Source organism: Pseudoalteromonas sp. MMG033 (assembly GCF_057197785.1).
The window spans coordinates 3753929-3777086 of record NZ_CM170070.1 but is presented as its reverse complement, the minus strand read 5'-3'; the positions used below and the strand labels follow the sequence as shown (position 1 = coordinate 3777086).

At 41.8% G+C, this 23158-nt stretch carries 13 protein-coding genes; 7 read left to right on the top strand and 6 right to left on the bottom strand.

The window, feature by feature from the left end; genetic code table 11:
* Positions 1-110: 110 nt before the first annotated feature.
* The 3 genes from AC2CZC_RS16370 to AC2CZC_RS16360 all read left to right on the top strand — a co-directional run bounded on the left by AC2CZC_RS16370 (position 111) and on the right by AC2CZC_RS16360 (position 3656).
* A complete protein-coding gene (locus AC2CZC_RS16370; protein ID WP_284019448.1) occupies positions 111-1112 on the top strand; it encodes an endonuclease/exonuclease/phosphatase family protein in 1002 nt (333 codons plus the stop codon).
* Between the two features lie 51 nt (positions 1113-1163).
* Positions 1164-1625 (top strand): DUF3010 family protein, encoded by a 462-nt coding sequence (locus AC2CZC_RS16365; RefSeq protein ID WP_063360813.1) that lies wholly within the window; start codon positions 1164-1166, stop codon positions 1623-1625.
* Positions 1626-1811: 186 nt separating this feature from the next.
* On the top strand, positions 1812-3656 hold the full coding sequence (locus AC2CZC_RS16360) for an ABC transporter ATP-binding protein (protein ID WP_484582609.1): 1845 nt from the start codon (positions 1812-1814) through the stop codon (positions 3654-3656).
* Here the strand turns inward: AC2CZC_RS16360 and AC2CZC_RS16355 are convergent.
* Positions 3640-4242: a TetR/AcrR family transcriptional regulator gene (locus AC2CZC_RS16355; protein ID WP_484582608.1), complete on the bottom strand. Its 603-nt coding sequence runs from the start codon at positions 4240-4242 to the stop codon at positions 3640-3642. The two genes, AC2CZC_RS16360 and AC2CZC_RS16355, sit on opposite strands and share 17 nt — an antisense overlap.
* Before the next feature lie 316 nt (positions 4243-4558).
* Between AC2CZC_RS16355 and AC2CZC_RS16350 the strand changes: the two genes are divergently transcribed.
* The 3 genes from AC2CZC_RS16350 (at position 4559) to AC2CZC_RS16340 (ending at position 10967) form a co-directional block, all read left to right on the top strand.
* Positions 4559-5734 (top strand): efflux RND transporter periplasmic adaptor subunit, encoded by a 1176-nt coding sequence (locus AC2CZC_RS16350; RefSeq protein WP_484582607.1) that lies wholly within the window; start codon positions 4559-4561, stop codon positions 5732-5734.
* Positions 5735-5739: 5 nt separating this feature from the next.
* Entirely contained in the window at positions 5740-8913 is a 3174-nt protein-coding gene (locus AC2CZC_RS16345; RefSeq protein WP_484582606.1) for an efflux RND transporter permease subunit, read from the top strand.
* A gap of 140 nt (positions 8914-9053) precedes the next feature.
* On the top strand, positions 9054-10967 hold the full coding sequence (locus AC2CZC_RS16340) for a diguanylate cyclase (RefSeq protein ID WP_484582605.1): 1914 nt from the start codon (positions 9054-9056) through the stop codon (positions 10965-10967).
* 63 nt (positions 10968-11030) lie between these two features.
* Here the strand turns inward: AC2CZC_RS16340 and AC2CZC_RS16335 are convergent, their stop codons facing one another.
* The 4 genes from AC2CZC_RS16335 to topA form a co-directional block, all read right to left on the bottom strand.
* On the bottom strand, positions 11031-12167 hold the full coding sequence (locus AC2CZC_RS16335) for an ABC transporter permease (protein ID WP_484582604.1): 1137 nt from the start codon (positions 12165-12167) through the stop codon (positions 11031-11033).
* Positions 12164-12898, bottom strand: coding sequence for an ABC transporter ATP-binding protein (locus AC2CZC_RS16330; protein WP_484582603.1), 735 nt, complete (start codon positions 12896-12898; stop codon positions 12164-12166). The genes AC2CZC_RS16335 and AC2CZC_RS16330 overlap by 4 nt, the downstream gene beginning before the upstream one ends.
* A complete protein-coding gene (locus AC2CZC_RS16325; RefSeq protein WP_484582602.1) occupies positions 12891-14390 on the bottom strand; it encodes an alpha/beta hydrolase in 1500 nt (499 codons plus the stop codon). The genes AC2CZC_RS16330 and AC2CZC_RS16325 overlap by 8 nt, the downstream gene beginning before the upstream one ends.
* A gap of 289 nt (positions 14391-14679) precedes the next feature.
* The gene (topA, locus tag AC2CZC_RS16320; protein WP_484582601.1) at positions 14680-17313 is read right to left on the bottom strand and encodes a type I DNA topoisomerase; all 2634 of its coding nucleotides are present in this window, start codon (positions 17311-17313) and stop codon (positions 14680-14682) included.
* Positions 17314-17618: 305 nt separating this feature from the next.
* Here topA and AC2CZC_RS16315 point away from each other — a divergent pair.
* Positions 17619-18820 (top strand): IS3 family transposase gene (locus AC2CZC_RS16315; protein WP_484582600.1). Its coding sequence is split into 2 segments (ribosomal slippage): positions 17619-17967 and positions 17967-18820, totalling 1203 coding nucleotides; the frame shifts between segments, so codons are not numbered across the junction.
* A gap of 39 nt (positions 18821-18859) precedes the next feature.
* On the opposite strand, the gene AC2CZC_RS16310 is transcribed toward AC2CZC_RS16315, so the two are convergent.
* The gene (locus AC2CZC_RS16310; protein WP_484582599.1) at positions 18860-23053 is read right to left on the bottom strand and encodes a hypothetical protein; all 4194 of its coding nucleotides are present in this window, start codon (positions 23051-23053) and stop codon (positions 18860-18862) included.
* Between the last annotated feature and the right edge of the window lie 105 nt (positions 23054-23158).

The following is a 23158-nucleotide window of genomic DNA, read 5'->3' as shown; positions in this document are numbered from 1 at the left end:
TTTGACTGGGGTCTTTCAATCCTACGGCTATTGTGACCTGATGCGTGACGAGTTGCAAGGAAAAGACTAAGATAAAATAGTCATTATTAATGGAAAACAGAGGGATTTTTATGGAGCAGCGAAAAACTTTCAAATTTGCGTCTTTCAATCTTTTGAATTTTGCATCGCCTCCTTATGCATTTTATCAACCTGAGGAAACCTATAATGACACCCAGTGGGCTACTAAAACGCAATTTATCACAGGCCTAATTCAGCACATAGACCCCACAGTAATCGTCTTTCAAGAAGTATTTGCTCCAGATGTTTTAGCCTCAATTTGCGAGGATTTAGGGCTTAAATACTTTGCCACCGTAGATTCACCTAAACCAGACGCAGTCTATCCAAATGTACTTTTCAACCCGGTTGTCGCGATTGCTTCTAAAGTGCCATTTAAACAATGCAAACCTTTAGAGCCTTGCCATGAGTTATTAGAGTATCTAAATAACCTCGCAAACTTTAAATTTAATCGAACCCCCATTAAATGTACCTTTGATTTAGAGGGGTTTGGGCTCTTAACCATTTATGCGGTGCATTTTAAATCTCAGCGCGTCCATTCCATGGCGCAACTATTAGGGGATCCCGATCAAGAAGATCCATTCCTGGTTATGCTTAATCAAACGGTCGGCACAATGCAGTCTCAAATCTCTCGTTCTTTAGAAGCTTCAATTGTGTATTACGACGCACTTAAAACCCAAAGAGAAAAAAGCTCAGCCACATTAGTAATGGGCGACTTTAATGCACATATTACCAGCCCTGCTCTATCTTTCATGACTGAGCAATTCCCTGTTGTCAGTGAATCAAGTCAATTAGGAACCGTTGGCCTATTCGAAAGCTTTGCCATCTCAGACAATCAGCCAGAACTCGGGGTTAAGCCTCCAACACATTATTTTCATGGTGAAGGCAACGTATTAGACTATATTTTAGCATCCAAAGAGTTTTCACCCAGAGACCCAAATACCCGTGTCAACTCGCTTACTTATCACAATTATGCGAGTCATTTGGACCCAAAAAGAGATGAAGAGGACATAAGATATTCAGATCACGCCGCAATTGCGATAGAAATTACAATTTAATAAACAAGCTATGCTATTATCCCTGCCATTAGGTATAAATTGGAAAATATAATGAGAACATTAGGTGTTGAAATTACTGGTAGCGAAGCGATGCTTTGTCTTTTATCAAAAGAGAACGACGTATTCGACATTAGGGATATTCGACAAACTCGCTTCACATTGGCAAACATCGGCCAAGATCAAGAAGCAATGCGCAAGTTTCATTTTGATGTGTCAAAGCTAGTTGAAGACTATCAAATCGATACCATCGCTATTCGCCAAAGAGCGCATAAAGGAAAATTTGCAGGCAGTGCTGCTGGCTTTAAAATGGAAGCGGCTTTTCAGCTTATTCCTAACACTGAAGTACATTTATTAAATGCAACTGAAGTGAAAGAGCAATTAAAACGCAACCCAGTCCCTGTTGATTATGCCGACACAGGATTAAGAAAGTACCAAGAGCAAGCATTCACAAACGCTTACGTACTGATTATGCGCAAAACGTATGGCCACGACGTGGAAGATGAGCAAGCATAAAATTCTACCGATTTAATTATTTAAGGTGAGTGACTCACTCACCTTGTAAACTGTTTCTGCCCACAACCACTCACCCTTTTGACTAATCCGTTTCATTGACACCTATACTTATACACACCATTATTTGTTACTCTCGATACACTTAACATAATGAATCGCGCATAATGAAAACTATAAGGATGTATAATGTATAAGCTGTTTGAAAAGCTCACCGATGCTTTCCCATCCCAAGATGCCAACCAGCCACCAAATTCTCTGTATGCTTTTTGTAGACATTATAGTAGAGGCATGGAATACCCCCTGATTATTATGTCTGTGTGCGCAGCTTTACTTGCTACATTAGAAGTTACCCTATTCAGCTTTATGGGCACATTGGTAGATTGGATGCAAACCATGGAGCCAAAGCAGCTCTTTAATGACAAAAGTGATACTTTGCTTATCATGGCACTGATCACTCTCATTGCTATCCCTTTATTGGTTTTTGTTCACAGCGCTTTTTTACACCAGAGCTTGCTCGGTAACTACCCTATGTCAATCCGATGGCTGGCACATAGATATTTGCTAAAGCAAAGCATGTCATTTTATCAAGACGATTATGCTGGCAGGATCTCGACCAAATTAATGCAAACCTCTTTAGCCATAAGAGAAGCAGTAATGAAGCTGCTCGACGTACTAGTTTACATTGTGGTGTACTTTGGCGCGACACTTGTATTGATTGGTAGCAGCGATATAAAGCTATTGATACCGCTGTTAATTTGGTTATTTTTTTACATTTGTGTTCAAGTTTACTTTTTACCACGCTTAAAACGTGTCTCTTCAGAGCAAGCCAATGCACGCTCAGAAATGACTGGGCGGATCGTAGATAGTTATACCAATATCTCTACCGTTAAGCTTTTTTCCTATACAAGGCGAGAAGAAGAGTATGCTAAAAGCAGCATGGATGTGTTCATGCAGCCGGTTTATCGACAAATGCGGCTTGTTACCAGCCTTAATGTCAGCATCCAAGTATTAAATTACCTTCTGGTTTTCTCCATTGCTGGGCTATCACTATACCTTTGGTCACACAATGTGATTTCTGCAGGTGAAATTGCCATTGCGATCAGCCTGTCCTTAAGACTAAACGGTATGTCGCAATGGATCATGTGGGAAATAAGTAGCTTATTTGAAAATATCGGTACTGTCGTAGATGGTATGAATACGCTATCAAAGCCAATAGAGGTTGCCGATAAGCCCACTGCCAATGAACTCATTGTCACAAAAGGACGCATTGACTTTAAAGATGTCACTTTTGCATATAAACGCCAAGATAAACAGTTGACAAACTCAGTCTTTGATAACTTATCCTTAAAAATTAAAAGCGGTGAAAAGATTGGCATTGTTGGTCGCTCTGGCTCTGGTAAATCAACTTTAGTCAATTTATTGCTGAGGTTTTACGATATTCAACAAGGTAAGATTACGATTGATGACCAAGATATCTCTCAAGTCACACAAGAAAGCTTAAGAAAGCAAATCGCTATGGTGACACAAGACACTGCTTTGTTACACCGCAGCATTAGAGACAATGTTTTATATGGCAGGCCTGATGCAACAGAAGACGAATTACTACAGGCAATCAATAAAGCGCAAGCAAGTTCTTTTATTTGGGATCTTGAAGACAGTCATGGCAATCAAGGTCTAGATGCCCAAGTTGGTGAGCGTGGTGTCAAACTCTCCGGTGGCCAAAGGCAACGTATTGCTATTGCTAGAGTCCTTTTAAAAGATGCACCAATTTTAGTACTTGACGAAGCCACCTCTGCTCTAGACTCAGAGTCTGAGCAGGCAATCCAAGCAAGCTTAGATGAGTTAATGCAAGATAAAACGGTGATTGCGATTGCGCATAGGTTATCAACCATTGCCCAGATGGATAGATTAATTGTCCTTGAGCAAGGTGCCATTGTAGAGCAAGGAACACACACAGAACTACTTGAACAAAATGGCATATATGCCAAACTCTGGGCACATCAAACCGGTGGCTTTATTGGCGTGGACTAACACCACGACAAAACAATTTACAGGCTTGTTCAATAAACACTTCAAGTTGCTGCTCATCTACGGGAGGCTGCCACCTGATGGCCATCTCCCAAAATGTGAGTCTTTTTAAGCCCCCCCAAAAAAAGGCGGCAGCAAAATGGGCATCATGATCGCCTAAGCATCCTGCACTGGATGCTTCTTCAAACCACACTACCATTGACTGCTCACAGTGACTAAATTTTTCATTTAATCGATGTGCTTGTGTCTCACTTCGCATTGACTCAATCATCACAATACGGGATAACCGGATATAGTCAGGATCACACAGTAAACTTACAACACTGGTCGCTAAATGTTTTAATTGCACTTCAAAGTCATAGTTAGGAATAAACTGAATTGCAGTTAATGGTTCTATTCTTTCAATAAGCAAAATAACAACAGCATCAAATAGCGCTTCTTTATTCGGGTAGTGCTTATATAAAGTCCTTTTTGATACTTCAGCCTTTTGGCAAATTGCCTCCATTGTTGTGGCCTGCAACCCATTTAGCGCAAATTGTTCTATCGCGGCACTAACGATTGCTTGCTGTTTGGCTGACAATTGCGTCATTTATTTCTCTCACTTTTAACAATTAACACCAGTTTAACCAATTATCGGGACAATAAAAAGTACACGGCTACGTTTATCTATAAAATAAAAAGTACACGACATCGTTTACCTTTACATTAAACAAGTATACACTAGCGTTTACTTGTATAGTTGTCGAGTTTATAACCTTTACTTTGGTGTGAGGAAGGTATCAAATGGACAATCTCCCCACTAATACCCTATGTGGAATAATTTATACAAGGTAGTAAGCTAAACTGTGATGAGCAATAACAGCGACAGTTTGGAAGCACGATAGTTAATAGGATTTGGAGTGTTCATGTATCCAGCATCATTCAAAAGCAAAGTTAAACACCTTTCTTTAGCACTTTTTACAGCAGGCATGTTAAGTGCTTGCTCAGAAGCTCCACAGCAACAAGCAGGATTTGGTATGCAACCTGCTCAAGTCAGTGTGACTCATGTTTCAACACAAAGCGTACCGTTTAAAATTGAATTACCAGCGACACTTCTTGGCGACAAAGAAGTTGAAATACGTGCTCGAGTATCAGGACTGATTGAATCCAGAAACTTTGATGAGGGACAATACGTAAAAGCCGGACATTCCTTGTTCACCATCGAGTTAAAACCATTCGAACTCGAACTTGAAAAAGCACAAGCTGATCTCCATGCCGCAGAAGCAAACGTGGCACAAGCGAAGCGCGAAAGAGATAGATTAGAAAAACTTAAAGATGAGCGTTCAGTCTCTAAGCGTGATTTCGATAATGCCGTTTCAGCTTACGATATTTCACTTGCTAATTTAGAATCTGCAAAAGTCGCTTTAAACGAAGCCAAGCTTGACCTTGAATACGCACAAGTAAAAGCGCCAGTGTCAGGCATTATCGGTCGTGAAAAAGAATCTCAAGGTAGTTATATCTCTGGCCCAACCGTACTTCTTACAGAACTGACAGACACCAGTGTTATGAGAGCACGCTTTGGTTTCTCAGAGCGTGAGCAGCTAGCAATGCGAAAAGATGTTGAACTTGGTACGTTAACCCTGCCAAAAAATAACGAGTTTGACGCCACCATCATTTTGCAAGATGGCTCCACCTACTCTGAGCAAGGTAAAGTGAACTTCTCAGATGTCAGAGTCAACCGTTTTACCGGTACTTCAGAACTGCAGGCTCGTATTGCCAACCCAAAAGGTGAATTAAGACCTGGGCAATTTGTGCGTGTGCAACTGAGTGGTGCAGTTAGAAACCAAGCAATCGTGGTGCCGCAACGTGCTGTTTTAGATAATGGAACGGGTAAATTCGTCTATATCGCAGCAGATAATGAACAAGGGATGAAAGTGGCACTACCAGCACCGGTTGAGGTTGGCGAGTGGGTGCAACTAAATGGTCAAAATATGTGGGTTATTCGCTCGGGACTGCAACCAAATCAACCTGTTATTGTTGAAGGAATGGCCCGTATATTCTTCCCCGGCATGCCAGTTAACGTAGCGGCTAAAGGAGAATAAGCCCTATGTTCTCTAAATATTTTATAGATAGGCCGATTTTTGCCTTTGTGATCTCAATTGTGATAGTACTGGCGGGCCTCGCGGCAATGCGTACTTTGCCTGTTGCACAATATCCTGAAATCTCACCGCCTCAAGTTCAAGTTACGGCGGTATATCCTGGTGCATCTGCCGATGTGCTAGAGCAAACTGTTGCAGCCCCGATAGAAAATGCCATCACAGGTGTTGAAGGCATGATGTATATGGAGTCAATCAGCAGCAGTGCCGGTGCAACCACCATCACAGTGACATTTGAAATTGGCACTGACGTTGACCAAGCAGCTGTTGATGTCAATAACAGAGTAAAGCAAGTCGAGGCTCGATTACCTGAAGAAACAAGGCGTCAAGGTGTCGTTGTAGCCAAAGGGTCATCCAGTTTCTTGCAAGTTCATGCTTTCTACTCTCCTGACAACAGCCGTTCAAGCTTGTGGACATCAAACTATGTCACCATGAATATCTTGGACAACATTAAACGTATTCCTGGTACGACGAATGTTCAAATATTTGGTGCTCGTGATTATGCCATGCGAATTTGGCTCAGACCTGATCTTATGAGCCAGTTAAAGGTCACAGTAGAGGAAGTCACAAATGCAATTCGTGAGCAAAACTCACAATATGCCGCAGGTAGCATTGGTGCAACCCCCACATCTGCAAGTCCTCAAGAGTTAGTATACAGTGTCACTGCACAAGGGCGACTATCTACGCCTGAAGAGTTTGACAACATCATTATTCGCGCAAACGCCGATGGTTCATCTTTAAGACTTAAAGACATCGCTCGGGTTGAGCTCGGTTCAAAAGATTATAACTTCAACGGTACGATCAACGGTAAAGATGCTGTTCTACTGGGTATATTCTTGCAACCAGGCGCCAATGCGCTAGACGTTGCCAAAGAAGTTGAAAATGAGATTGAAAAACTCAAGTCACAGTTTCCACAAGGTCTTGCTCATATCAACTCTTATGACACAACGCGCTTTGTAGAAGTGTCCATTCGTGAAGTGTTGATCACTTTAGTAGAAGCCATGGTGTTGGTATTCTTGGTGGTATACCTGTTTTTACAAAACTGGCGCGCAACCTTAATCCCAACCCTTGCAGTGCCGGTATCCTTGCTAGGTACATTTGCTGGACTTTACATGCTCGGCTATTCAATCAATACACTCACCTTATTTGGTATGGTGCTTTCAATTGGTATCGTCGTCGATGACGCGATCGTTGTGCTTGAAAACGTCGAGCGTATTATGCATGAACAACGAGTGAGCGCCCGTGAAGCCGCTTACAAAGCAATGGAAGAAGTCAGTGGCCCTGTAGTTGCTATTGTATTGGTGCTTTGTTCTGTGTTTATTCCTATTGCCTTTTTAGGTGGCTTAACAGGCGAACTATTCAGACAATTTGCCATCACTATTTCAATTTCTGTGAGCTTGTCTGGTGTTGTCGCTTTAACCATGACGCCAGCACTGTGCGTTTTAATCTTAAAACATGAAGACAAGCAAACCGCCCGCTTTTTCTTGTGGTTTAATGATTGGTTCACGCGCATAACTGGAAAATACGTCGGCTCAGTGAGCTTTATGATCCGCCGTGGTGCGCTAGGTTTTGTGCTCATGTCAGCAATGGTAGGCACCACCCTGTTTATGTGGGAAAAAACGCCAGGTTCACTGGTACCAGATGAAGATCAAGGCTTTTACATCAGTGCAGTATTCTTACCAGATGGTACTTCGTTAGAGCGCACAACTGAGGTCACCAAACAAGTTATTGAAGCTGCACAATCTAACCCAGCCAATGAAAATGTTGTCGCCTTTACCGGTTTCGACTTCTTAGGTGGAGGCTACAAAAATAATGCCGCTACTCTATTTATTACCCAAAAACACTGGGATGAGCGCGAAGTCGATACAAAAGCACTTGTTGGCGAGCTCTTCATGAAAACCGCGCATATCAAAGAAGCACTCGTACTGGCATTTAACCCCCCAGCTATCTTCGGGTTAGGCTCTACCGGTGGTTTTGAGTTTTATCTACAAAACAAAACTGGCGCAGATCCTGAGAAATTAAAACAGGGTATGCAATTGATGATGAATGCAGCACAGCAAAGCCCTGTTTTAGGTGGACTACAAACTCTGTGGCGTCCCGATGCACCTCAACTCCAAGTACATATGGACAGAGAGCAAGCCAGAGCAATGGGAGTCAATATCAACTCTGCGTTTAATGCCCTTGCTGCAAATTTAGGTAATTACTATGTAAATGACTTCAACAAGTTTGGGCGTTCATGGCAGGTAATTATGTCTGCAGAGGCACAATTTAGAATGTCACCTCAGGATGTTGGTCGCATCTATGTGAAAAACAACCAAGGCGATATGGTACCAATATCTGCTTTTACCGATATTGAGTTCTCTCGCGGACCAGAAAGCTTGCACCGTTATAACAATTTATCGGCTGTAAAATTGATGGGTAACGCCGCGCCAGGATATAGCTCGGGTCAAGCAATTGCAGAGATTGAGAGAATTGCCGCTGAAGTTCTACCACCTGATATGACATTCGAATGGACTGCGTCAGCATTCCAAGAGAAACGTAGTTCTGGCACAACTGGGCTTGCATTGGGCCTTGCCGTTGTCATGGTATTTTTGATACTCGCCGCCTTGTATGAACGTTGGTCATTACCTATCTCTGTCCTACTCGCACTGCCGTTTGGTACCTTCGGTGCTTTAGTATCAATTTGGGTTGCAGGTCTCACCAATGACGTATACTTCCAAATTGGTCTTGTCACGCTACTGGGCCTTGCAAGTAAAAATGCCATTTTGATTGTTGAATATGCATTAATGAAACACCAACAGGGCTGGAGTGCTAGTGCTGCCGCATTAGAAGCCGCAAGGTTAAGGTTCCGCCCTATCATCATGACGTCACTTGCATTTATTCTGGGCGTAGTACCATTGGTATTAAGCTCAGGTGCAGGCGCAGGGGCGAGACACAGTGTTGGTACAGGTGTGATGGGTGGCATGATGGCGGCCACTTTCTTAGCTGTATTCTTTGTACCGTTATTCTTTTACTGGTTAACAACTAGGAAGTTTACGGAAAAGCGTTCAAAGAAAGAGCTAGCAAAAGAAATAGCCGAGCATCATAAAAGGGATCACACTGAAACACAGGAAGATCTCGCTTAACCTCTACGGTAAACGCCAGCTCTTTGGCGTTTACCGCTACACTACGCTTCGCGGTTACAAATCATAACAAGGTTTTGGCTGTAAAAGCACCAGACTATTATGTTACTATTTGCAATTATTTTCTTTCAAAGGCTAGATCTTTGCGCTTATTTGTTGCTCTCGCACTTACTTTAGTAGTTAACTTCCCCGTATTCAGTAGTACACACAGCACATGGCAACAAACCTATGATGTCCTTCGTGCACAAGACACACATACTGCGTTCGAATTTTTAGCTCAGCAAGTCAAAGCCACTGAGCCCAGTGCAAAACGTGTATACATCGGTGCGACACTTGCGAGGACCGTCCTAGCGCTCAAAAAACAGGCCTCATTGAATACACTTATCAGCTATGAAAAAAATGACTATGACCTTATTTTGCAACAGTTAGTCACTGCCTTGCTGAGTGCACATAACAATGAATATGAGCAAACCATGCAAGCCTTTAAAAAAGCAATTACGCTGGCATATACCGCTAACGACCCTGCACTGACTGCAACTGTCGAGTTGTTTTATATTAATGCCAAAATAACATTGGCTAATTACATTCAACTTGAACGCCATATTAAAGAAGTGGAACGTAATGCAAATACGTTAAGCAAACCTTTTTGGGGCTTAAATTCACTACACAATGCAAAAGCGTTAAATGCAAATTTTTTAGGGGATCATGCCCAAGCTATTAAAATGTATAAACAGGCTATTGCTAACTCGAAATATGAAGGCAACAAAGCCCCCTATTATAATAATTTGGCCCTCACCTATTTGGAGATTGGCAATTACACCGATGCCACAAAATATCTCAAAAAATCTTTGCACTTGAGAAAAGTACAAAACAATGAATTCAAAGTTGCACTAACCATGCTCAACCTTGGTATTGTTGCTAACAAAGCAAAGGACTTTGACGTCGCATTAAAGTGGCTGAATCAAGCGCATGAGTATTATGTAAAATTCGACAATCCATACCGCCAAGCTTATACCTTGGTACAAAAAGCAAAAGTTTATGCCAATCTAAAAAACATAGACCTTGCTACCAGCGCCCTTGACCGTGCGCTGTCTAAAATTAGTTTAACCAATAATATCAATTTAATTACCGATATTAGACTACAAGCTGCAGAAAACATGCGTGCGCTTGGTCAGTATGATAAAGCGATTGAGCAAGCACAAATTGCCCATGATTTATCGAGCAATGTCAGCGACAAAACGCATTTAATACACAGCTTGGAGCTACTTTCCGATCTGTATGCGCATGAATCAAATTATCAACAAGCCTACCTGCTACAGAGTCAGCTAGTAGCACAAAAAGAGCAGTTCAATTCACAGAAAACAATGCAAGCCATGATTGAGCTTGAATCAGAGCTAGAAGTGACCGCCCAACAATTGGAAAACATACGACTAGAGAAACATAATAATCAGCAACTTGCTCATATCTCTGCTTTAGAAGAAAGGCAACAATTCCAAGCTATTATTATTCTTTTCTCACTTTTGCTGTTATTCATAAGCTTACGTGGCTACTCCAAACATAAGTACAGAGCGCAGCACGATAACTTAACAGGCGCGCTTACACGCAGTACTTTTCTAGCTGTGGTTTCTCGTTCAGCTATTCCTTCAATTGGCAAACAGCATTGCCTTGTCTTGTTCGATTTAGACCATTTCAAACAAGTCAATGATGTACATGGCCACCCAACAGGTGATATTGCTTTAAAACACACGGCGACACTCGCAAAGCAGTTTTTTGGTAAAAATGCGCTTTTATCCCGCTTTGGCGGCGAAGAGTTCATGTTGTTCTTACCAAATTTGGCAAGTTCAAATAAAGACGATGTTGTAGAGCAATTTAGAATTAAGTTGAGTGAATCTACAATTATCTCAGAGTCTGGAAAAGCGATTAATATCACCGCCAGCTTTTCGACCTATTACTACAAAACGTCGCCTGATAGCCTTGATAAAATCTACAGCAAGTTAGATATTGCACTTTATCAAGCGAAAAAGTCCGGCAGAAACCGCGTTGTTTGTGCAGTTTAAACAAAACCTTCTTGAAAGAAGTGTGGCTGAGTTCAGAATTAAACTCAGCCAAAACCTCTGGCATTAAAGCCCAAAAACGACTTTCTCACTTTTCAACATCCTGCTGCTCAGCATGGTAAAAATAGCAAACAGGGCAAGTGTACTTGCAGACGATAAAAGTACTTGCATTAATGGCAGTTCATTCCCTTTTATCACTTCAATCATGGCATATTGCTGAGCGGCGATCGGTGCCCATTGCACGTATTCAGTCGCAATATCATAAGTCGTCATCATACTCAGGCCAATTGGTACAAATAAAACAAAAGCAACATAAGATTGTGCTTCTTTAAAAGATTTAGCCATAAAAGAGACGAATACCAATAAGCTTGCTGACATCAAAGCAATTGGCAGTCCAATCAGCGTGCAAAATAAAATGAACATCAAATCCAAGTTAATACTAAAGCCAAGTTGCTCCCAAGGCACCATGCCATATGCAAATTTTGAAACAACCAGTACTAAAATCAAGCCAACCATTGAATAACTGGCGATGGCTGCAACTTTGGCAAGGACAAGTTGTGTACTGCTGATTGGGTGGCTCAAAAGTAGCGCCAGAGAGTTTCTCTCCCTTTCACCTGCACTGGTATCAATGGCTAAATTCATCGCTGAGTAAAACAGTGCAATAATGATGGACAAGGTCGCAATCCCAAGAAACATCCCACCTTTAGAGTCAGGTGTTGCTTGATCCTGCGTCTGTACATTCACAGCACGCATGATGCTCGGATCAATACCACGACTGATAAGTCTTAACCCCGCTACTTCTGAATTGTATCGAGCAAGGGACATTTCTAAGCGGCGTACAGACTTAATCAACTTATTGTCAGACTTATCTGCCACAATCGTAACAAGCGCACTGTGCCCTTGAGACATATCTTGTGCATAATCAGTATCAATGATCAAGCGAATGGCTTTCACACTCGACTTTTCGCTATGACTAATGTCATGTCCTTCTAAAAAGCGTACAAGGTTTGGTGCCGCTTGTGGGTTCTCAATGGTAATTTCAAGTGCGTCAGGAGAGCTCAGTTGTTTGAGTAAAATGGTAAACAGCACACACATGACGATGGGCGCACCAATCGCATAATATAATCCAGCCATGACAGAACGTTTGTCACGGCTCGCGTCTAGCATCTCTTTTTTATATAAAACTTGGACCAGTCTCATCATGCAGCAAGTCCCTCATCTGAACCAATTAATGTAATGAACGCTTCTTCTAAAGTCTCTTTTTGTGTTTGTTCACATAATGCTTGAGGTGATCCTTCTGCAACGACTTTACCATTTGTCATTACAACAACATGATCGCAAAGCGCTGCAACTTCCTGCATAACATGACTAGAAAATAACACGCAATGTCCTTGCTCTTTGAGCATCAGCAAAAGGTCACGCAAAATGCGCGTACTCATCACATCAAGTCCTCGCGTCGGTTCATCAAGAATAATATTTGTAGGCTGATGCACAATGGCTTGGGCTAATGCCGTTTTCATTCTCTGACCTTGAGAAAAGCCTTTACACTTTCTGTCAGCGATGTCGGTCATTTGTAACTGTTCAAGCACGCTTTGTGTTGCCACTTTTGCCGATTGCTTATCCATGCCACTGAGCTCTGCAAAAAATTGCACATACTCTCTGGGCGTTAAACGCTCATAAAGGCCGCATGGATCCGGAAACAACCCAAGTTGCTGTTTGGCGCGCATTGAGTCTTTTACTACATCGATATCATCTATTTTAGCAAAGCCGCTATCTGCTTGAAGCAAACCAAAGATCGTGCGCAAACACGTCGTTTTTCCCGCACCATTTGGCCCTAATAAACCTGTGATTTTTCCATCTTCAGCTTTAAAACTGAGCTTATCCAGTGCCTGTACTGAGCCTATTTTTTTCTCTAATTCGATTACTTCAATCATTTTTTTGCTCTGTTTCCTGATGGGCCACAGGTCCATTTATGTTCATAAAATACTGCTTGCGATTGTCTTTATCGAGACAATCTGTGTCTAAGTCAGCAAACGTCAAAGAATCGATAAACTGACCAATGATTTTGTTTGCACATGTCTGTGCTGCGACGCCGTGAGTCGCTGATGGTGAAACTAAATGTTTTGCATTGCTAAAACTAACCATTGCAAGATCCGCCCAGCTTGGCGGAGTAGCTGGGTCAAGGCCACCAGATAAAAGTAAAATTGGAATATCTGTTTTAACTGGCTTATAGAAATCGTGCTCAACAGGTTCAACATCCCATATTGGACAGGCTGTATCTAAAGATTCAATCATCATCTTGCCAAAATATGATTGACCAAACTGTTTTCTGTCAGCCTCAGTTAAACTCGGCCAGTCTTCTCCACACGTAATAGCACTATGCATCCCCATTGCGATACTACCAAGAGTTTGTTCATTACCTAACAAACCGGCTAACGGGCTATAATTACCTTTAACTGCAGAATCTATTACCAAAGGGATCAATGAACGTGTCGTGTGACCATACAGAGCCATCCTCACTGCACCACGCAATTTACTCTCAGTAAGCACCAATGAAATTTCTTTAAAAGTACGAGGGTGTCTGATTTTGACCGTAATAGGTGTTTCCCTCAATTGCTCCAATAATTTCTGGTAATCATCGGCCAAAGAAGGATATTGCGATAAACACGACTTTTCTGCCATGCAATCAAGAAACACTTCATTTAGTGCATTATCAATCGCATCACCAATTGCCACTAAACTCTGTTGCATAGGAACAACCCCATCTAAGGTTGCGCTTGCCACAGAACCTGGATATTGACGCAAATATTCTTGCGCAATACGAGTGCCATAAGATGCACCGTACAAGTGGAGTTTTTCATAGCCAAGTGCAAGTCTAACAGCTTCGAAATCACTGGCAGCAGCCACTGTAGTAAAATGCGTAAGATCTATTCCAAGCTGCTCTTTACAGGTGTTTGTTTCCTCTTTGGTAAAAGCCACAAATGACAAAGCGTGATCATCAAACTTAAATTGCTCTTCAACCGTGCCACTATCACATTGTAACAACTGAGATTTACCTGTCCCCCGCTGATCGACAAGGATAATGTCTCGGCTCTCCCTAGCATATTTCAAGTTACGAGCAAAAATAGCAGCGACTTCTATCGCTGATTGGCCCGGTCCACCAGCAAAAGCCAATACAGCTTCTTTAGGATGCATATTTTTAATTGCAGGGATCACCGCAAAGTGAATATCAACATTATTAGCAGATGTTTTTTTTGAAAGGGGCTGGCTAACCGAACCACACATCAGGCGATCTTCTAAGCCTTCCACATAACACGCTTCAAGGGCAGCCTCTTGCTGCGCGTAGGATATACCAGAATAGGCAATGGCAAAGGACGTTAAACTAATACCAAATAGCTTAACTAGTTGATTGCCGAATAAATTCATTACTGTTTTTCCTTATTTAAATCAGCAAGGTTTTGTTTTTTAATTAAAATAGTCTTGCAGTCACTGTATGACACAGTGGTCGTTAGAATAGTGGGCACAAATAACCAAGTCAACAATAGATGTTTGTCATTCGGTTACACAAAACAACAGAAAGTGAGGTGGGTATCACAAAGTGCAATACGTCAGTTAATACTGCTTGTGATGATTAAAGTGTCTATATCTATATTATCAGAGAGCATGATATAAAGACGCAGTTGTAAAAAAGGCCAGCAATTGCTGGCCTTATAATTTATTTTTTACGCTTTTTCTCTTCTTCGACCCACTTGCCTTCAACAAAAGTTGCTTTCCAGCCTGTAGCTTTGCCTTCAACTTCCGTCATTACATATTGAGTCTTTGTTTTACGTGAGTATCTTACTACCGCTAAGTTACCATCACTGTCTTTTTCAGGAGCATCAGCGAGGTAATAAAACTTAGGAGAAATCCTATCTCTAAATCTCTTTAACTCAGCAACTTTAGGTGCACGCGTTTCTCTAGATTTAGGGAATGTATGCGCGGCTAAGAAAATGCCAGAAGCGCCATCACGTAGAACAAAGTGTGCGTCAGACTTTTCACACTCAAGTTCAGGTAACGGAACAGGATCTTCTTTAGGCGGCGCAGCCTCGCCGTTTTTCAGCAATTTACGTGTATTCTTACAGTCTTCTTTAGTACAACCAAAATACTTGCCAAAACGGCCTGACTTAAGCTGCATGTCTGCACCACATTTATCACATTCAATCACAGGACCATCGTAGCCCTTAATTTTGAATGTGCCCTGCTCCACAACATAACCACCACATGCAGGGTTATTACCACATACATGGATCTTACGGGTCTCATCTATCAGATATGAGTCCATCGCTGTTTCACAGATTGGACAACGCTTTTTCTGTCTTAAGCTTTCCGTTTCCGCATCTTCAACGTCAGCATCGATTGCTTCATCACCTGAAATCAAATTCATGGTTGTTGTGCAGCGCTCTTTGGGCGGCAAGCTGTAACCAGTACACCCTAAAAACACACCTGTCGATGCTGTACGAATACCCATTTTCCTACCACAAGTAGTACAATCAATGTCTGTTTCGACCATGACATTTTGACGCATACCACCTTCGGCTTCATCTTGTCCTGCTAGTTCAAGTTGGCTCGAAAAGTCTGCATAAAACTTGTCAAGAACTTGTGTCCACTCTCGTTCGCCTTCAGCAATGTCATCCAGTCGACCTTCCATTTTTGCAGTAAAGTCAAAGTTCATTAAATCGTTAAAGTTTTCAACTAAACGGTCTGTGACGATTTCACCCATTTTCTCTGCAAAGAATCGTCTATTCTCAACACGTACATAGCCGCGATCTTGAATAGTTGAAATAATTGCAGCATAGGTAGAAGGACGACCAATTCCTCGTTTTTCAAGCTCTTTAACTAAACTCGCTTCACTGAATCTTGCTGGTGGTTTGGTGAAATGCTGCTTTGGATCAAGTGCAACCAAGTCAACGCTGTCACCAACAGCGACTGCTGGCAGAGCTTGCTCTTCTTCGCTCTTCTTGCGAACAGCGGGTTGTACCTTTGTCCAACCATCAAACCTAAGTACACGACCGCGTGCTTTTAACGTATAGTCATTCGCACCTAGTGTAATATTGGTTAGGTCATATTCCGCTGGTGTCATCTGACAAGCAACAAACTGACGCCAAATTAATTCGTATAGCTTTTTAGCATCGGCATCGACACCCTCAACGTGACCAGATAATACATTAACATCCGAAGGACGAATTGCTTCGTGCGCTTCTTGTGCATTGTCTTTCGCACTATATTTAATCGGTGCTTTAGGTAAATACTTATCACCAAAGTTCCCTTGAATATAGTCACGACACATTTCAACAGCGTCATTAGACAAGTTTGTTGAGTCTGTACGCATATAAGTAATGTAGCCAGCTTCATACAAACGCTGTGCCAACATCATGGTTTTCTTTACGCCATAACCTAAACGTGTACTTGCTGCTTGCTGCATTGTAGAAGTAATAAAAGGTGCACTTGGCTTACTCTTACTTGGCTTTTCTTCTACTTTAACAACAGACAGGCTCGCATTTTCAATTTCTGAAACTGCTTTAAGCGCTTCTTGCTCGTTTACAGGCTTAAACGCTTGACCTTGATATTTGGTAACAGCAAACCTTACGTCGGTTGTCGCCAGCTTAGTATCAGCATGGATATCCCAAAACTCTTCTGGAATAAAAGCCTTGATTTCACGCTCGCGCTCAACCAACAAGCGCACAGCAACTGACTGTACACGGCCTGCAGACAAACCTCTAGCCACTTTTTGCCATAGCAATGGTGAAACCATGAAACCAACAACACGGTCTAAGAAACGACGTGCTTGCTGTGCATAAACCATATCAGTATTGAGTTGTCCAGGTGCTTCAAACGCCTGCTGAATAGCATTCTTGGTTATCTCATTGAATACCACACGTTTGTATTTTGATGCATCACCACCGATTATCTCTTCAAGGTGCCAAGCAATTGCTTCTCCCTCTCTATCCAAATCGGTTGCGAGATAGATATGGTCTGCATCTTGCGCAAGCTTAGTTAGCTCTTGAACAACTTTTTCCTTACCAGGTAGCACTTCATAATGCGGCTCCCAGCCTTTTTCAGGGTCAATACCCATTCTTGCAACTAAATTAGCGTAGTCCTTTTGTTTGCGATATGCCGCCTTTTCTTCTGGTGACATTTTACGTACTTCTGCCGGAGATTTAGTAGCAACCCCTTTGGTTTTACCTGCCCCTGACGTCGGTAGATCACGAACATGACCCACACTGGATTTCACAATGTAGTCTTTTCCCAAATACTTATTAATAGTTTTGGCCTTTGCGGGAGACTCTACAATTACTAGCGATTTGCCCATATCTGCCTATTTTGACTAATTCTGTCTGTTGTGCCCCATTGGGCGTTATTATTTATAGGTATATCCACAAACACCTATTGTTACAAGCTTTTCATTCTAACTTTTATCTGAACAGCGATTTATTAAGCAACTATTGCTGCTATTTTAATCAAATCTAACTCTGAACGTGTTAAAAAGGCGAATATAGCGGATATGCGAGGAAATTCAAGCGTTAATAAAAAAGGGCCCTAAAAAAGGCCCTTTTCGTTGGAAATGTACCGTCCTAATTAAGGTGACACTTTTCAAATTTGAATTTGGAGAATGTCATGACATCTATATCTAAGAGAACCAAAAGAGATTATTCGCTTGCCTTTAAATTATCAGTTGTTGATAAGGTAGAAAAAGGCGAATGCACTTACAAACAAGCACAAGACCATTATGGTATCCAAGGGGCTTCGACAGTTTTAGTTTGGCTTCGTAAGCATGGCCGTCTAGATTGGAGTAAAGGAACACCTAATCATATGAGTGAGGTCGGTTATATGTCAGAGCCCAAAGACTTAACGCCAGAACAAAAAATCAAAGCACTTGAGAAAGAACTAGAGGATGCAAAACTCAAGGCACAGTTCTTCGAAACGATAGTTGATGTACTTGATAAAGATTTCGGAGTACATATTACAAAAAAGCAACGCAACAAGTTATTGAAGAAAAAACCATAGCCAAGCTATCGGTGAGTAAAGCGTGTATGTATTTGGGCATTACTCGGCAAGCTTATTACAAGCGTTGTAAAGTGAATGCAAACAACGCACTACTTGAGCAAAGTGTTCTCTCATTTGTGAGGCTTGAACGCATGACTCACCCTCGTATTGACACGAGAAAGTTACAATACATGATGAAGCAATCTCAGATATCAATCGGAAGAGACCGCCTATTTACTTTACTAAGGTTAAATCGTTTATTAGTACCGAACAAACGCGCGTTCCATAAAACGACACATAGTCTTCATCGATTTTATAAACACCCCAACATCATAAAAGAAGGCATTGAGCTAACCCGTCCAGAGCAACTGTGGGTGGCAGACATTACCTATTTACCAACAAATGAGTGTGGTGCCTATCTCAGCCTCGTGACAGATGCTTATTCAAGGAAAATTGTGGGGTATCACTTAAGTGATAATTTAAAAACAAGCTCAGTAAAGCTGACGTTCAAGCACGCTCTGACACATAGAAAGAGCACATCAATACTTATCCATCATTCAGATAGAGGTATTCAATATTGTTCTAATGAGTATCAACAGATACATGAAAAACATGGAGTAATCTGTTCAATGACAGATGGGTATGATAGCTACCAAAATGCCCTGACTGAACGAGTAAACGGCATTCTTAAAAATGAATATTTACTGATAAAGCCAAATAACCTGGCAGAGGCTAAGAAAATGGTGAAGCAGTCTGTTGAAATCTATAATCAGAAAAGGCCACACACAGCCTTAAACTACAAAACGCCCGATGAAGTTCATCGAGCGTTTTAATATAAAAAGTGTCAACCCATACTAGGATGGGTCAAAATCTTAACCGTCGTCCCTAATAATGATGGACTTAGTTCGAGTTATGGTTTCACTGTCATCGGATGGCCCAGGTATTTCAAAAGTGATTATCAAGTTACCTGTATCCCGACTATTTGAAGACGTTTCTTGTGAGATTTCTACCACCGCTTTACCGCGTTCAAACCCTCCACTCGTGTATATCGTACTGGTCAGCTCACGAACGTTTACAACACCATTGGTAGTACCAATACTTATTTGTGTACCTGCTGGAAGCGAGTTGCCGTATAAATCTGAGTAATAGATTTCAACTTCAACTCTGTCTGCATCGTTTACATCGTTCCCAAGCGTTATACTATCGATATCACAGTAGTTTGTATCTTCAGTATCTTCTAAGCCGTCTAGTCCATTAACTAGCTGCTGAGCACCATTAACTATGTTTGTACAATCAGCACCACCAATTTGAGACTTATTGACAACAAAACGTGCATACACAACATCACTGGAAGCTATAAGTTCAAACTGCCTTCTTATATCAACCAAGTCTTTTGTACACTGACCCGCATCCTCAGCAGCCTTTCCACAAAGAAGACCATTGTAGATACCATCAGCAGCATCATAAAGCCCATTATTATTACCATCTACATAGACCTCGTTATGACCACCGTTACTATTTGCTGGCTCGCATGGATCAGTTGCTTCATCGCCGCCACAATCTTTGGGATCAAACACATTGTCTTGGTTGAAGTCGATAAAAGCTTCCGCTAAATCATCATTTCGAGGCTGAAACTCACCAATATCAAAGATACCATTTCGTCTTTCAATGCCACCACTTGATGGTTTATCATGGAAGTTCTCTTGTCCTTTAGCTGTTGCCAAAATTGATACTCTGGCACCTCTTACAATGGTTCTCCCATTTACAGTGGTTGGATAAGCACCAATACATGGAACAGGTTGGCCTTTATATGTATCGCACACATCTCCAATGCGATTTTGCCATTTAGGATCCGTGAATGGTAAATCACCTTGAGAACGCCACTGCACTCGACAAACACCATTCACAGCCGAACATTCATAAGAATTACCGCTACCTGACCCATCAATATTACCAACAATTCCTGCTTCTGATTGCACGTTGGCAACCAAATTATTTGCTGTAAGCTGGTTAAATTGATCGCCAAAATAAACAAAAATGTCTACATCTACGCCAGAGTAGCCTTGAGCATTAAGAATTGTTCCCGCTGGAGCGGCGCCAAAACTATCTTGATCTGGTACACCGGAAGATAAAACAACGCCAGAAGACACCGCATTTACCTGCTCATCTGCTGGGATAAGTGTGAAGTTAGTAATGCCATCTGGTAGGTCGCAAAATTCTAATGTGGAGTCAGCAGTACATTGATCAATCTTTGATTGCCAACATGTTGGAAATGAGCTGCTCAGTGCAGCTTGTGCAATCTGTTCATCTGATAAATAACACGCTTCAACAACTAAAGAGCCCGGAACAACCCCCCCTTTAATTATCGTTACAGCCTCGCCATCACTTGTTGTATTTCCTCGATAGCTGGTTAGCGATGCAGCACCAGACAAATCAGCCAACCTAAACTCAATTTGCTTTTGTTGCATCGGATTACCATCTGTATCAACCAATAAAAACCTGACTTCAGATGTAACCGGTACGCCACTTGTGCTCGGAGGAATACCGATAAATGATTCACTGGCTCCTAAAAATTGAATGGCTTGAACGGGTGCATCATTGATGAAAAAGTCAAATTCAGCAGGATCTGCAGATGCAATACTTGCTGTGATCGTTTCATTGCCATTACAGCCAGTCGTTCTATATGTAGAAGTAGCTACCCCTTCTTTAGTTCTAACCGTTGCATCAATCGACGCCAAATTTGGGTCTTCATTTACGCAAACAGACGAAAAGCCTACGTCCACTGGCTGTGTATAAAGTGCATCATCAGAGAAATCACCGTCAACTGTCGATACTTTAGCTGTAATTATGAAACTGTCACCAGAGTCTAGCTCAGGTAAAGGTTGTGTATCTGGTGTATCTGATGCATTCAAGGTTGCTGTTAGTTGCAAATAAAGGTCGTCTACACCCACACTGAAATTACGAAAACCTGTACTGCCGTTAAACTTTACTGTAACAGTGCCTGCACCGTCGACGTCTCCGGGTTGTAATTTGAGTAAAGCTACACCTTTTTTATCGGTGAGCGCTCGACCAGTGCTTGGTAGAACCTGCCCTTTATCACTTTGAACTTCAACAATTTGTTCGTTTGGCTCGGTGGCATCACCATTAATTCGGGTAATAGCAACAAATAGCTCAGGTAATTCACTGGAACGAATATTAGTAACTGTCTGGCACCCACCATTTATAGGGTTTAACGTTTCTGTATCTCGGTTATCATCCCACCCGTCATTACACCCTGTTAGTAGCTGAATATCAAAAGCGTAATCACCATCAAATACAATTGCATCTCCTTCCGAATGGAATATTGAGTAATCAGAAAAAGAGCTTGGCTCAAGTTCGCCTGCTCTTGCATAACCAGCTCTGATACGGCCTAGACCACTTGTTGTGGTAGCAAAAAGCTTAGTTTCAGCTTCTCCACTCTCATTTAGCTCCGCTGTACTTACTGGAAGTGACCCTTCTGAGGTAGTTTCAAAGAAGACAACGCCTGTAGTTGCCGGTGTACCATTAATGATGACCCGCGCTGTAACAGTTGCACTTTTACCTTGAGCGATGGTGTTATCCGCAGTCACCGGATTTTTTGTAACATCATCAATGATACTGATAATTTGAATTTGTGTATCGCCATTGCCCAATGTCCAGATTGGGGCTTCTGCTTGAACCTGCTCATTTGTACTTTCTTTTATATAAGTGGCAATGACAGTGTCAGCGCCCTCTTCATCGTTAGGTAGAATGTTGACTGAAGCAACGCCACTTTCATCGGTAAAATCAATACCATCTGACGGGGAAGTTTGAATTTTATTAAACTTTGAAGAGATGGTGACTTCACCAACAGAAACTGGTTCACCATTATTTGTTAACGTGACAACTACTCGACCATTTTTTGTTTCACTCAATGGGTTTGCTTCATTAATCACCGCGCCATTTTGATCCTGAACTGATATGCTCATCTGCAAACCGCCGTCACCTGCACTTGCAAAAGCAAATGGCTGAGTAAGCGTTAAGGTTTCAGATACATTATATGTAGCGGTTAGTGTGCCAGAACCAGTAATATTATTGTCTGTGATTATCGCTGTTACTTGACCTGCCGCATTGGTTGTTTGTGTTGCCCCGGAGGTTAGAACCGCTTTATCATCAATACTCCAAGAAATTTGCTGGTCAGCTAAAGGATTACCGTTAAGCGAAAGTGATGCCACAACAGAAATTGGAGCGCCAAGCGCAAGACTGCTTGTTGCCTCACCCTGAGCATTTTGCCCAACGAGTTCTAGAACATAAGTTTCTTCTCCAAAAAACTCGTTACCATTTGACTCAAATGCAAACACAAATGGGGGCTCTTCATCATATGTCGCCGTTATTTGACCCGCACCGGTTGATTTAGTGGCTTTAACGTTTATGCTAGCCTGGCCATTCGCATTCGTTACAATTCGACCATTGCTGGATGAAAACAACAGCTCATCAAAGGTAAAAGTAATAATCTCACCTTCTATCGGCACACCATTATTCGTTAAAGTCGCCATTATGGTCGCATCCGCATCACCTGCAAGCGGGTTTTGCGTGCTAATATCTGCACCGCTCGCATCTTTAAACGTCAATGCAATCTGCACGCCGCCATCGCCCGTTGCTTTATATTCAATACTTTTTGAGATAGCTTGGCTTTCAGTATCAAATGACGCCGTTATGGTCCCCGCACCTTGATTCCTATTAGCAACAATGCCAACAACAGCAATACCTTCACTATTGGTGAAAGCAGATGAAGCGCCGTTAAAGTCAGAAAATTCATCGCCAACAAATTTAACTAGCCTATCAGCTTGTGCCTCGCCATCTTTCGTTACTGTTGCTTGAATTTGAATTGGATTTGAAGCACTTAGTTCGGATGAACCACTTTGAGAATTAAGAGTCAATGCTAATGCATAATCATCTGAGTCAGAACCTCCATCACCAGAGGAGTTTTTTTCAATTGAACCTCCTCCGCCACAGGCTGTTAGAAGGAATATCATAAATATGGTGCTAAACCAACGCATTGAAATCATCCGCAGTTCTCCCTCGCACAATTTTAAATTAGAGTTATTTGCACAATGTTAACTCAAAACCAGACAAAAAATCACAATTTTTTCGTAGTACCTAGCAATTTTTTT

Bases quoted from the DNA above. Each gene is read 5' to 3' on its own strand.
- AC2CZC_RS16370 (WP_284019448.1), top strand. From the start codon at position 111: ATGGAGCAGCGAAAAACTTTCAAATTTGCGTCTTTCAATCTTTTGAAT.
- AC2CZC_RS16365 (WP_063360813.1), top strand. From the start codon at position 1,164: ATGAGAACATTAGGTGTTGAAATTACTGGTAGCGAAGCGATGCTTTGT.
- AC2CZC_RS16360 (WP_484582609.1), top strand. From the start codon at position 1,812: ATGTATAAGCTGTTTGAAAAGCTCACCGATGCTTTCCCATCCCAAGAT.
- AC2CZC_RS16355 (WP_484582608.1), bottom strand. From the start codon at position 4,242: ATGACGCAATTGTCAGCCAAACAGCAAGCAATCGTTAGTGCCGCGATA.
- AC2CZC_RS16350 (WP_484582607.1), top strand. From the start codon at position 4,559: ATGTATCCAGCATCATTCAAAAGCAAAGTTAAACACCTTTCTTTAGCA.
- AC2CZC_RS16345 (WP_484582606.1), top strand. From the start codon at position 5,740: ATGTTCTCTAAATATTTTATAGATAGGCCGATTTTTGCCTTTGTGATC.
- AC2CZC_RS16335 (WP_484582604.1), bottom strand. From the start codon at position 12,167: ATGATGAGACTGGTCCAAGTTTTATATAAAAAAGAGATGCTAGACGCG.
- AC2CZC_RS16330 (WP_484582603.1), bottom strand. From the start codon at position 12,898: ATGATTGAAGTAATCGAATTAGAGAAAAAAATAGGCTCAGTACAGGCA.
- AC2CZC_RS16325 (WP_484582602.1), bottom strand. From the start codon at position 14,390: ATGAATTTATTCGGCAATCAACTAGTTAAGCTATTTGGTATTAGTTTA.
- topA (WP_484582601.1), bottom strand. From the start codon at position 17,313: ATGGGCAAATCGCTAGTAATTGTAGAGTCTCCCGCAAAGGCCAAAACT.
- AC2CZC_RS16310 (WP_484582599.1), bottom strand. From the start codon at position 23,053: ATGATTTCAATGCGTTGGTTTAGCACCATATTTATGATATTCCTTCTA.